The following is a 12,371-nucleotide window of genomic DNA, read 5'->3' as shown; positions in this document are numbered from 1 at the left end:
TGTGGAGACCATCCGCTCTCACGGTGAATCGCCTATCCCAGACCTGTTCTACAGAGGTTCCACTCCCTACCCACGGCTAAGACCAAGGGTTTCTTCGAAAGGTTCTGAATGACAGCCCTCACCATTGCGATCGCGGGCGGCGTGCTGCTCGTGCTCCTGCTCATCCTCTTCGTGCTGTCCCGGATCAAGGTGGCCGGCCCGAACGAGGCCTTCATCGTGACCGGCCGCAAGGGCCGGGTCACCGAAACCGCCGACGGCGCGCGCTCCACCGACCTGTCGGGTCAGAAGGTCGTCATGGGCGCCTCGGTGTTCGTGCTGCCGGTCGTGCAGAAGCTGCAGGTCCTCGACCTGTCGAGCCGCCGCATCCACGTCGAGATCACCGGCGCGGTCAGCAAGCAGGGCATCCGGGCCAACCTGCAGGGCGTCGCGATCGTGAAGGTCGGCGGCACCGAGGACGCCATCCGCGCGGCCGCCCAGCGCTTCCTGCACCAGCAGTCCGAGATCGAGGAGTTCACCCGCGAGGTGCTGGCCGGTGCGCTGCGCTCCATCGTGGGCCGGCTGACGATCGAGGAGATCATCCGGGACCGGGCCGCCTTCGCCTCCGCCGTCGCGGAGGAGGCGGAGCACTCGATGACGAACCAGGGCCTGGTGCTCGACACGTTCCAGCTGCAGGACATCCTCGCCGAGGGCTCCTACCTGCAGGACCTGGGCCGCCCCGAGGCCGCCCGGGTGCTCAAGGACGCGGCCATCGCCGAGGCCAACGCCCGCCAGGAGGCCGAGCAGGCCCGGCTCAAGTCCGAGGAGTCCATCGCCGAGGCGCAGCGCAACCTGGCCCTCAAGCAGGCCGGCATCCAGGCCGAGATCGACGCCGCCAAGGCCGTCTCCGCCGCGGCCGGTCCGCTGGCCGAGGCCGAGCGCCAGCAGGTGATCATCGCCGAGCAGCGCAAGGTAGCCGAGCAGAACGCCGAGCTCAAGCAGCGCCAGCTCGACACCGAGGTGCGCAAGCCCGCCGACGCGGCGCGGTACAAGGTCGAGCAGGAGGCCGAGGCCGACCGCAACGCCCGGGTGCTCGCCGCCGACGCGGCCCGCCAGGCGACCATCGCCGCCGCGCAGGCCAACGCCGAGCAGTCCCGCCTGACCGGTGAGGGCGAGCGGGCCCGCCGCGCCGCGCTCGCCGAGGCGAACGCGATCGAGGGCGCCAAGGAGGGTGAGGCCGAGCAGCGGCGGCGTACCGCCATCGCCGACGCGGTCGAGCGCGAAGGCACCGCCGAGGCGGCCGCCATCCTGGCCAAGGGCCAGTCCGAGGCCGAGGCGATGCGCCTCAAGGCTGAGGCGTTCGCCCAGTACGGCGAGGCCGCCGTGCTCGACCTGCTGGTCAAGGTGCTGCCGCAGGTCGTCGCCGCGGCGTCCGCCCCGATGGGCGCGATCGACAAGATGACCGTCATCTCCACCGACGGCGCGAGCTCGCTGACCAAGTCCGTGGCCACGAACGTGGCCCAGGGCCTGCAGCTGGGCAACGACCTGACCGGTATCGACCTGCCGGCGCTGCTCGCCCGGGTGACCGGCGCGACGAACACCAAGGAGTGATCCATCCGCGGCGGGTGTTCCGGTGACCGGGACGCCCGCCGCGTTCGCGAGACGCATCACCGCTGCGGGCGTTCCGGTCGTGGATGACCGGAACGCCCGCAGCGTTCATGTACGGACCCCCCGCGCCACGTAGGGTGGTGACGTGCCGCACCCCGTGATGCCGAACACCGTGCCGACGCCGAAGGTCGCCGCGACCTCCCGCGCGATCCTGGCCGGGGCCCCGTTCCGGCGGCTGCTCGGGGTCAGGCTGACCAGCCAGATCGCCGACGGCTGGTTCCAGGCCGGGCTGGCCGGGTCGCTGCTGTTCAACCCCGACCGGCAGTCCAGCCCGGTCGCCATCGCGGCCGGCTTCGCCATCCTGCTGCTGCCGTACTCGCTGCTCGGCCCGTACGTCGGCGTGCTGCTGGACCGGTGGGACCGCCGGGCGTCGCTGTCCACCGCCAACCTGGCTCGCGCCGCGATGGTGCTGCCCGCGGCGGCGCTGCTGTGGTCCGGTGCGCAGGGCCTGGCGTTCGCGGTCTGCGCGCTCATCGTCATCGCGATCAACCGGTTCTTCCTGGCCGGCCTGTCGGCGTCCCTGCCGCACGTGGTGGAGGAGCGCAAGCTCGTCCCGGCGAACGCGCTGGCCTCCACGCTCGGCACGATCTGCTACTCGGTGGGCCTGTTCACCGCGGCGTCCGTGGTCGCGCTGCGGGTGGTCGGCACGGACCGGCACGGGTACGGCGCCATCGCGGCCACCGCGGCCGTCGGTTACCTGGTCTCCGGACTGCTCGCTCGGCGCCTGTTCAGCCGTGACGAGCTGGGCCCGCTGGCACACGAGCGGCCCACCACGAGACTCGGCGAGGCCGTGGTGCAGGTGTTTCGCGGCATGATCAGCGGTGCACGCCACCTTGCGGAGCGGCGCAAGGCACTGCGCATCATGATCCTGCAGTCGTCCTACCGCTTCCTCTACGGCGTGCTCACGCTCGCGGTGCTGCTCCTCTACAGCCGCTACTTCGGGCAGAACGGCAGCCGGGCCGCGCAGGTGTCCGGTGCCGCGACGTCGATGGGGCAGTTGGGGCTGGTGGTGCTCTCGGGCGCGGCCGGTGCGGCGCTTGCCGCCGTGATCACCCCGCTCGCGGTGCGCTGGTGGGACGCCCGGCGCTGGCTGAGCGGTGTGGTCGCCGCCGTCGGCGTGGTGGTGCTGGTCTTCGGGCTGCCGTTCATCGCGCCGCTGCTGCTGGTCGCGGTGTTCCTGGTGAACGTCGCCTCGCAGAGCATGAAGATCATCGTGGACGCGACCATCCAGCGCGAGTGCCTCGACGAGTACCGCGGCCGCATCTTCAGCGTCAACGACACCGCGTTCAATCTGTGCTTCGTGACGGGCCTGTTCACCGCGGCGCTGACCCTGCCCCCGAACGGCAAGTCCGCGCTCGGCCTGGTGATCACCGCAACGGCGTTCGTGCTCCTGGCGGTCTGGTACTGGTTCGCGACGGCCGGCGCCGCACGGGACGCCGCCACGCGTCCATGATCGTTGGACTTGCCAGGCAAGTGGGCGAAAGCGCGCTCAAGATACGCACGGGTGCCTGGCAAGTCGGACGATCTTGGAGCCCCACGGTCAGGGGATGAGGCCCTCGGTGCGGGCCCAGCGCTGGAGTTCGGCCTCGGCCTCGTCGCGGTCGAGGGGGCCGCGTTCCAAGCGCAGTTCCTTGAGGTGCTTCCAGGCGCGGCCGACGATCGGGCCGGCGGGGATGCCGAGCAGCTCCATGATCGCGTTCCCGTCGAGGTCCGGCCGGACCCGGGCCAGGTCCTCCTCCTCCTGGATACGGGCGATGCGCACTTCCAGCGCGTCGTAGTCCGCGGCCAGCAGGGCGGCCTTGCGCTTGTTGCGGGTGGTGCAGTCGGAGCGGGTGAGCTTGTGCAGGCGGGCGAGCTGGTCCCCGGCGTCGGTGACGTAGCGGCGCACCGCCGAGTCGGTCCACTCGCCGCGGCCGTATCCGTAGAAGCGCAGGTGCAGTCCGACCAGCGCGACCACCGGCGAGATCACGTCCTTGGGGTACTTGAGCAGCTTCAGCCGCGACTTGGCCATGCGCGCGCCGACCATCTCGTGGTGGTGGAAGCTGACGCCCCCGTCGCCGCCGACCGCCTTGGTGGCCGGCTTGCCGATGTCGTGCAGCAGCGCGGCCAGGCGCAGGACCAGGTCGGGGCCGCCGTCGGCGGAGTCGAAGCCGACGGCGTTGCTGACCACCTTGAGGGTGTGCTCGTACACGTCCTTGTGCTGGGCGTGCTCGTCGATCTCCAGCTTGAGGCCGGCCAGCTCGGGCAGGAAGCGGTCGGCCAGGCCGGTGTCGACCAGCAGCCGCAGCCCGGTGACCGGGTCGGCGCCGCACAGCAGCTTGGAGAACTCGTCCCGGATGCGCTCGGCGGTGATCCGGTCCAGGTCCGCGGCCATGTGCTCCATGGCGGTGACCACGGCCGGATCGACGGCGAAGCGCAGCTGGGCGGCGAACCGGGCGGCGCGCAGCATGCGCAGCGGGTCGTCGCCGAACGACTGGGCCGGGGTGCCGGGGGTGCGGATCACCCGCGCCGCCAGGTCGGCCAGGCCGCCGAACGGGTCGGCGAACCCGTGCCCGGGCAGGCTGACCGCCATCGCGTTGACCGTGAAGTCGCGCCGCACGAGGTCGTCGTGCAGGTTGTCGCCGTACTGGACCTGCGGGTTGCGGCTCACCCCGTCGTAGGACTCGGCCCGGTACGTGGTGATCTCCAGGCGGAGCCCGCCGCGCTGCAGCCCGATGGTGCCGAACTCGCGCCCGGTCTCCCAGATCGCCTCGGCCCAGCCCTTCACGATCTTGAGGGTGTCCTCGGGGCGGGCGTCGGTGCAGAAGTCGAGATCGTCGCCGAGGCGGCCGAGCAGCGCATCGCGCACGGATCCGCCGACGAGGTGCAGCTCGAACCCGGCCTTGGCGAACCGGCGGCCCAGTTCGTCGGCGACGGGTGAGACGCGCAACAGCTCGGTGACGGCGTTGCGCTGGACGGTGGTGAGTTCAGGTGAGGGCGACATCGATCATCCAGCGTACTGGGGAGGCTGGCCAGGGCCGTTCGCAGGTATGGTGCATCCCATGACAGCCCCCGATCGTCTGCCCCCGGTCGACGAGGACCACACCACCGTCATCCCGCGCGTGGTGGGGACGGCGCTGCCCGCCGAGGAGATCGAGGTCGCGGCCGAGCCCTCGTTCGAGGACGAGCACCGGGGCGCGGCGGGCAACTCGGCCATGATGGCCGTCGGCTCGCTGGTCAGCCGGGGCACGGGCTTCCTGCGTACGGCCGTGATGGTGGCCGCCGTGGGCACGTACGCCCTGGGCGACGCGTACACGACCGCGCAGATCTTCCCGGGAATGATCTACGAGCTGCTGCTGGGCGGCATCCTGTCCAGCGTGCTGGTGCCGATGCTGGTCCGCGCCCGCAAGAACGACGCCGACCGGGGACAGGCCTTCACCCAGCGGCTGCTCACGCTGACCGTGATCGTGCTCGGCATCACCACGGTGCTCGCCGTGATCTGCGCGCCCCTGCTGGCCCTGGCGTACGCGAGCGGCACCCCCCAGGCCTACCAGGACCTGATCACCTCGCTGTCGTACCTGATGCTGCCGACGATCTTCTTCTACGGCCTGACCGGCCTGTGCAGCGCGGTGCTGAACACCCGCGGGCGGTTCGCCCCGCCCATGTGGACCCCGATTCTGAACAACCTCGTGGTGATCGGCACCGGCGTCGTCTTCCTGACGATCTACCACGGCGACCCGGTCAAGAACGCCGCCGAGGTCACCCGGGGGCAGATCCTGCTGCTCGGCGGCGGCGTGCTGCTCGGCATCGTGGTCCAGGCCATCGGGCTGATGCCCGCGCTGCGCGGAGTGGGTTTCCGCTGGCGCTGGCGGTTCGACTTCGCCAAGCTCGGCCTGCGCAGCCTCGGCCGCGTCGGCGGCTGGATGTTCTGCTACGTCATCGTCAACCAGCTCGCGCTGCTGGTCATGTTCAACCTGCTGAACCGGACCCAGGACGACGGCCCCGGCCCGATCATCTACAACAACGTCTTCCTGCTGATGATGATGGCGCACGGCATCGTGGCGGTCTCGATCATCACGGCGCTGCTGCCCCGGATGAGCGCCGCGGCGGCCGACGGCCGGGCCGGGGACATCGCAGCCGACCTGAGCCGCGGCATCCGCATGGTCTCCGTGGTGCTGGCCCCGATCGCGGTCACCTACCTGGTGCTGGCCCTGCCGATCGCCATCGCGCTGTTCGAGCGCGGCCAGGTCGACCGGACCGCGTCGATCGAGACCGCGCCCGTGCTCGCCATGGCCGGGCTCGCGCTGCTGCCGTTCGCGATCAGCCAGCTGTTCAACTTCAGCTACTACTCGATGCAGGACACCCGCACCCCGGCGCTGCTCAACCTGCCGGTGATCACGCTGCGGCTGTCCATCCAGCTGGGCTGGTGGGTCGCGTTCGCGGCCGCCACCACCGCGGTCGGCATGATGGTCGGCAACGCCGCCTCGTACGTCTTCGCCGCGATCCTGTCGGCCACGCTGCTCAAGCGCAGGATCGGACTGATCGGCCTGCGCCGGATCTCGATCACCCTCGGCAAGGTCGCGGTGGCCGCGCTGGTCGCCGCCGGGGCCGGTTACGGGACGGTCAAGCTGCTGTTCATGGGGGCGACCCAGTCTTCGGTCAGCTCCTTCACCGCGTGGGTGACCCTGGTCGCGGGCGGTCTCGTGATCTGCGGCGTCTACGGCGCGGCCGCCCTCGTCCTGAAGGTGAGCGAGGTTCAGGACGTCGTCGGCATGGTCCGCCGCAAGATCGGCCGCTGACCCGTCACACCAGCTCGCACGAGGCCGCGGTTTCCCAGAAACCGCAGCAACGCGGCCGGTGCGCGCGGCAGGCGGCGGGCGTCAGCGGCGGCGGGTGCCGAAGATGGAGCGGATGATGGCGGTGCCGGCTGCGGCAGCGGCCGTGGTGAGCAGGCGCTTGGTGGTCTTGGAGCCGAGGATCTGCTGGGCGAGGTTCGGCTCGGCCGGGGGCGGGGGAGCGGGTGCCTGCCGGGGCGGCACGGGCGCGGCCGGTGGCGGCGCGAGCCGGGCGGCCAGCATCTCGTACGCCGATTCGCGGTCCACCGGCTGGTGGTACTTCGCGCCCAGCGGCGATCCGGCGACCAGCGCCGCCATCACGGCGGGCTCGACGGCCGCCATCAGCGACTGGGGCGCCCGCAGCCGGGTCCACGCGACCGGGGTCGGGGAGCCCTTCTCGTTCAGCACGGTCACGATCGCCTCGCCCGTGCCGAGCTGGGTCAGCACCTCCTCCAGGTCGTAGCCCGACTTCGGGAACGTGGAGACCGTCGCCTTCAGCGCCTTCGCGTCGTCGGGGGTGTACGCCCGCAGCGCGTGCTGGACCCGGCTGCCCAACTGGGCGAGCACGTCGGCGTGCACGTCCTTGGGGGTCTGCGTGACGAAGAAGACCCCGACGCCCTTGGACCGGATCAGCCGCACCGTCTGCGTGATCGACTCCAGGAAGGCCTTGGAGGCGTCCTTGAACAGCAGGTGCGCCTCGTCGAAGAAGAACACGAGCTTGGGCTTGTCGGGGTCGCCGACCTCGGGCAGCTCCTGGTAGAGGTCCGCGAGCAGCCACATCAGGAACGAGGAGAACAGCGCGGGCTGGGCGACCACCCCGGGCAGCTCCAGGATGGTGACCATGCCCCGCCCGTCGGGGGCGTTGCGGAGCAGGTCCGTGGTGGCGAACTCGGGTTCGCCGAAGAACGCGTCGGCTCCGGCGTCGCTGAACGAGATCAGCTCGCGCAGCAGCACTCCGGCGGTCTGCTTGGACAGCCCGCCCAGCGCCTTCAGCTCGGCCGCGCCCTCCTCGGAGACCAGGTACTGGATCACCGCGCGCAGGTCCTTGACGTCGACGAGGGGTAGGCCCTTCGCGTCGGCGAAGTGGAAGACCAGGTTGAGCGAGGACGTCTGCACCTCGGTCAGGTCCATGACCTTGGCCAGCAGCAGGGGCCCGAAATCGGTGATGCTGGCACGCACCGGCACACCGACGCCCTTGCCGCCGAGGGTGAGGAACTCGCAGGGGTACGCCGTCGGGGTCCAGGGCTGGCCGAGTTCGGCCATGCGTTCGGTGATGCGCTCGCCGGGCACGGCCGGGGCGGCCATACCGCTGACGTCGCCCTTGATGTCGGCGAGGAAGACCGGCACCCCGGCCGCGGACAGCTGCTCGGCCATCACCTGCAGGGTCTTGGTCTTGCCGGTGCCCGTGGCGCCCGCCACCAGGCCGTGCCGGTTGAGCATGGCCAGCGGGACCCCGATCGGGTAGTCCGGGTCGGCCTTGCCGCCGCCGCCGACCAGCGCGCCCAGGTCGAGCGCCGGGCCGTCGAAGGTGTAGCCCGCCTTTGTCGCCGCCGCGTCCACCATGAGATAGGTCCCCTTGAGATAATTTGCCCGATATGGAGGAAGCGTAACTATTCTGGGTCACGCGCACGAAGTATCCGAACCGGCGACTGATATACGTTCGAGTCCCGGAACCGGCCCCTTGCCGATGCGCCGATTCGTCGGATAGCTGTAAGGTCGCACTCGGCAACCGAGCGGAGCGCCTAGGCTCTCTAGATAGCGGACAACAATGCGACGGCTTCGACACGCGCCGAATGGCTGATCGACGCCACGCCGAGCTGATAGAGAGCGACTGCTTGATGAGGGAGGACGGGGTGACCCAGGTCGGCGAGGGTCCACGCGCGGCCGGGTCCGCTGCCGGAGCTCTGGGCGAGCTTGCGGTCGGCGATGTGCTGGCCGAGCGCTACCGCCTCGAGGAGCACATCAACGACGACAGCGCGGGCCGCCAGGTCTGGCGCGGGGTTGACATCGTGCTGCGCCGCCCGGTCGCGCTGGTGCTGCGTACGCCGGGTGGGGCCTCCGCCGAGGAGATGCTCTCCGCCGCCGTGACCGCCAGCCGCGTCGTGCACGGCAACCTGATCGGCGTCTACGACGCGATCGACGAGGGCGAGCGGGCCTACGTCATCCGCGAGTGGATCGACGGCACCGCGCTGCGCGACCTGGTCGCCGAGGAGGGCCCGTTCGACGCCGAGCGCACCACCTCCGTGCTGCACGCGGTCGCCGACGCGGTGTCCGCGCTGCACGCCAGCGGCATGGCGCACGGCAACGTGCACCCCGGCACGGTCCTGGTCGCCGCCGACGGGCGGGTCGTGCTGGCCGACGCCCGGGTCGACTCGACGACCAGCAACGAGGCCGACGTACGCAGCCTCGGCGCGCTGGCCTACTTCATGCTCACCGGCCACTGGCCGCGGGCCGAGGCGGGCCGCGCCACCGCGCTGCCCGACGCGCGCCGCGACAGCACCGGCAGCCTGGTCGCGCCCCGCAACGTGCGCGCCGGCGTGCCGACCTACCTCGACGACCTCGTCATGGACCTGCTGGACCCGAAGCTGGCCCTGCCCACCGCGCAGGTGCTCACCGGCGAGCTGGCCCGCCTGGACACCGGCGAGCGGCTGCTCTTCGGCGGCAACGGCACCCTGCGCTTCGCCGACGAGACCGCCGCGCCCGAGCCGGCCCCACGGGCTGCCACCCCGCGCCTGATGGTCGCCGGCGGCGTCGCCCTGGCGCTGGTCGTCTCCGGCCTGGTGCTCGCCGTACGGGCGCTCAACGCCGACGCGACCGAGCCGTCCACGGCACCGTCGCCCAACGTCGCCGTCGAGGTCAGCGCCACCCCCGCGCCCCAGCCGCAAGCGATCAAGCTGCGCAACGATCAGGTACGCATCGTCGCCCCGGTCAAGGACCGCGACAACGAGAAGCAAGCCTCGAACATGGTCGACGGCAACCCGAAGACGCTGTGGCAGACGACCGGGTACACGAAGTCGAACTTCGGCAACACCGCCAAGAAGGGCATCGGCATCCTGATCACGCTGGACAAGCCGCAGGTCGTGTCCAGCGTCACGCTCGAGCTCTCCGCACCCGGCGCTTCGGCCACGCTGCTGGGCGGCTCCGCCGCCGCACCGGATTCGAGGGCCGGCGACAAGACCATCGTCGACACCTACCAGCAGGTGGCCGGATCGCAGGCCTTCGGCAAGGACTCGGGCACCACCATGGTGTTCTCCACCGACGCCTCCACGCAGTACCAGTACCTGCTGGTCTGGATCACCGATCTGCCGCGTGACCCCAACGAGTCGGACTACCCCTACCGTGTCGGCGTGCAGGAGATAGCGGTAGAGGTGCAGTGACCGGGCAGGACCCCCGCACGGACGAGGAGCTGCTGGCGGCCCATGCCGCCGGCGAGCCCGACGCCTTCGGGGTGCTGTTCCGCCGCCACCGCGACCGGCTCTGGGCGGTCGCGCTGCGCACCACCAACGACCGCGAGGACGCCGCCGACGCGTTGCAGGAGGCGATGCTGTCGGCGCACCGCGCCGCGGCCCGCTTCCGCGGCGAGGCGGCGGTCACCACCTGGCTGCACCGCATCGTCGTGAACGCCTGCGTCGACCGGCTGCGCCGCCGCCAGGCGCACCTGACCGTGCCGCTGCCCGGCCAGGCCGGCGCGGACGACGACGACCGGCACGCCCCCGCCCGCAACGAGCCGGCCGCACCCAGCACCGACCACGACACCGCGATGGTGGTCCGGTCCGCGCTGGCCGAGCTGCCGTACGACCAGCGCGCCGCCCTGGTGCTGGTGGACCTGCAGGGCTACTCGGTGGCCGAGGTCGCGCAGCTGATGGGAGTGGCCGAGGGCACCATCAAGAGCCGCTGCTCACGGGGCCGGGCCCGGCTCGCTGTGATGTTGGGGCACCTGCGCAACCTCGGCGACTCCCCTGACGTCGGAGGGACACGAGCACAGGACGTCACACCGGGAGGGGGGCTCTGATGAGCGCAGTTGATCTCGACTTGCTGGCCGACTACGTCGGCGGTGCGCTGGACGGCACCCCGGAGCACGAGCGAGTCGCGCGGCTCGTCGCCGACGACCCCGAGTGGCGCTCCGCAGCCGCCGACCTGACGACCGCGCTGGCCCTCGTCGACGCGGACCTGACGGCTCTCGGGGCGGCCCCGGAGCCGATGCCCGACGACATCGCCGCACGTTTCGACGCCCTGCTGGCCTCCCCGGAGTTCACCGCCTCCCGGCCCGTCCCGCCGCGCCCCGCGGTGGGGGAGCGGACGCTGAGCCGGGACGTCCCGGGCTCCCGCCCCGCCCGCCGCGGCTGGCGACGCTGGGCCGCCCCGGTCGCGGTCGCCGCCGGCGTGCTCGCGCTGGCGGGCATCGTGCTGCCGCTCGGCCCGCTCACCACGTCACGGGAAGACATGGCGAGCGGCACCGCGGAGAACGCTCCCGCGATCGCCGTGGCGCCCGACGGCGGCGTCCCGGTCACCGCCAGCGGCAACGACTACCGCCGCCAGTCGTTGACCAGCGGTAACGGCATGTCGCAGAAGTCCGCGCCCAGCTCCGAGCCCGTACGCACGTTCGACGGCAGCGAGATGGCCGCGGCGACCGACCTGAGCCGCCTCAGCGGCTCCGGCGATGCGCTCACGAGCTGCTTCGCGGCCATCCGTACGGTGCTGCCGGGCACGATCGCCGGGGCCGACTTCGCCCGCTTCGAGGGCCGTCCCGCGCTCATCGTGATGGTCGACACGGCCACCGGCGGCTGGTGGTTCGTGGCGGGTCCGCAGTGCGGCCAGCCGGGTCCTGACGAGCTGTTCCGCACGCCCCGCAACTAGACACAGTGAGCTGACCCACCGCTGGGGCCGTAATGGAATGTCCGCTCCGTACGATGGCGTTTCAGCCAGCGACAAGTACGGCGCGAACAGTTCGTGTCGACCCAAGGGAGCGCGTCTCGTGGAGAACGTCCGAAACCTGATCATTGTCGGCTCGGGTCCGGCCGGGTACACCGCGGCCGTCTACGCTGCTCGGGCCAACTTGAAGCCCCTGCTCATCGAGGGCGTCGAGTCAGGCGGAGCGCTGATGACCACCACCGAGGTGGAGAACTTCCCCGGCTTCCCGGACGGGGTCATGGGTCCCGAGCTGATGGACCAGATGCGCAAGCAGGCCGAGCGCTTCGGCACCGAGTTCATCACCGACAACGCCACCCGCGTCGAGCTGGCCGGCGACGTCAAGAGCGTATGGGTCGGCGACCAGGAGTACCGTGCCCGCGCGGTCATCCTCACCACCGGCTCGGCCTGGCGCCCGCTGGGCGTGCCGGGCGAGCAGGAGCTGCTCGGCCACGGCGTGTCCTCCTGCGCCACCTGTGACGGCTTCTTCTTCAAGGGCCAGCGCATCGTGGTCGTCGGCGGCGGCGACTCGGCGATGGAGGAGGCGACGTTCCTCACCCGTTTCGCCGAGCACGTCACGATCATCCACCGCCGCGACGAGTTCCGCGCCAGCAAGATCATGGCGGAACGCGCCCTGGCCAACGAGAAGATCTCGGTCGAGTGGAACACCGTGATCGACGAGGTACTCGGCACCGACGGCAAGGTCTCCGGCATCCGCGTGCACAACGTGATCACCGGCGAGTCCCGGGAGATCGCGGCGACCGGCGTGTTCGTCGCCATCGGCCACGACCCGCGCAGCGACATGTTCCGCGGCCAGGTCGAGCTGGACGACGAGGGTTACGTGAAGGTCGACGCGCCGAGCACCCGTACCGACATCCCGGGTGTCTTCGCCGCGGGCGACCTGGTCGACCACACCTACCGTCAGGCCATCACCGCAGCCGGCACGGGCTGCACCGCGGCGTTGGACGCGGAGCGGTTCTTGGCTCATTAGGGCCGAGAACAGGC

Annotated in this window: 9 protein-coding genes; 7 read left to right on the top strand and 2 right to left on the bottom strand. The window is 71.2% G+C overall.

Annotation, left to right across the window (positions count from 1 at the left end):
* Positions 1-108 precede the first annotated feature (108 nt).
* Together Cco03nite_RS27245 and Cco03nite_RS27240 are read left to right on the top strand one after the other, a co-directional pair.
* Complete coding sequence (locus tag Cco03nite_RS27245; RefSeq protein ID WP_203695067.1) at positions 109-1,587, top strand: flotillin family protein; 1,479 nt, start codon at positions 109-111, stop codon at positions 1,585-1,587.
* Positions 1,588-1,729: 142 nt separating this feature from the next.
* Entirely contained in the window at positions 1,730-3,097 is a 1,368-nt protein-coding gene (locus Cco03nite_RS27240; protein ID WP_203695066.1) for an MFS transporter, read from the top strand.
* Positions 3,098-3,184: 87 nt separating this feature from the next.
* Here the strand turns inward: Cco03nite_RS27240 and Cco03nite_RS27235 are convergent, their stop codons facing one another.
* Positions 3,185-4,627, bottom strand: coding sequence for a CCA tRNA nucleotidyltransferase (locus tag Cco03nite_RS27235; protein WP_203695065.1), 1,443 nt, complete (start codon positions 4,625-4,627; stop codon positions 3,185-3,187).
* Positions 4,628-4,685: 58 nt separating this feature from the next.
* On the opposite strand from Cco03nite_RS27235, the gene murJ reads away from it, so the two are divergent.
* Positions 4,686-6,422, top strand: a complete 1,737-nt coding sequence (murJ, locus tag Cco03nite_RS27230) for a murein biosynthesis integral membrane protein MurJ (protein ID WP_203695064.1) — start codon at positions 4,686-4,688, stop codon at positions 6,420-6,422.
* Between the two features lie 81 nt (positions 6,423-6,503).
* Here murJ and Cco03nite_RS27225 read toward each other — a convergent pair whose 3' ends face one another.
* Positions 6,504-8,021, bottom strand: a complete 1,518-nt coding sequence (locus Cco03nite_RS27225; protein WP_203695063.1) for a helicase HerA-like domain-containing protein — start codon at positions 8,019-8,021, stop codon at positions 6,504-6,506.
* Between the two features lie 230 nt (positions 8,022-8,251).
* Here Cco03nite_RS27225 and Cco03nite_RS27220 point away from each other — a divergent pair, with 230 nt between their 5' ends.
* The 4 genes from Cco03nite_RS27220 to trxB all read left to right on the top strand — a co-directional run bounded on the left by Cco03nite_RS27220 (position 8,252) and on the right by trxB (position 12,357).
* Positions 8,252-9,835, top strand: coding sequence for a protein kinase family protein (locus tag Cco03nite_RS27220; protein ID WP_373314338.1), 1,584 nt, complete (start codon positions 8,252-8,254; stop codon positions 9,833-9,835).
* The gene (gene sigM / locus Cco03nite_RS27215) at positions 9,832-10,470 is read left to right on the top strand and encodes an RNA polymerase sigma factor SigM (RefSeq protein ID WP_203695061.1); all 639 of its coding nucleotides are present in this window, start codon (positions 9,832-9,834) and stop codon (positions 10,468-10,470) included. Before Cco03nite_RS27220 ends, sigM begins: the two co-directional genes overlap by 4 nt.
* Positions 10,470-11,315: an RsmA family anti-sigma factor gene (locus tag Cco03nite_RS27210; protein WP_203695060.1), complete on the top strand. Its 846-nt coding sequence runs from the start codon at positions 10,470-10,472 to the stop codon at positions 11,313-11,315. The genes sigM and Cco03nite_RS27210 overlap by 1 nt, the downstream gene beginning before the upstream one ends.
* 118 nt (positions 11,316-11,433) lie before the next feature.
* The gene (trxB, locus tag Cco03nite_RS27205) at positions 11,434-12,357 is read left to right on the top strand and encodes a thioredoxin-disulfide reductase (RefSeq protein ID WP_203695059.1); all 924 of its coding nucleotides are present in this window, start codon (positions 11,434-11,436) and stop codon (positions 12,355-12,357) included.
* Positions 12,358-12,371 lie beyond the last annotated feature (14 nt).

Origin of the sequence: Catellatospora coxensis (genome assembly GCF_016862635.1) — a bacterium.
Classification (GTDB): Bacteria; Actinomycetota; Actinomycetes; order Mycobacteriales; family Micromonosporaceae; genus Catellatospora; species Catellatospora coxensis.
Note: the sequence above shows the minus strand (reverse complement) of the source record. Positions and strands in the feature narration are given on the sequence as shown.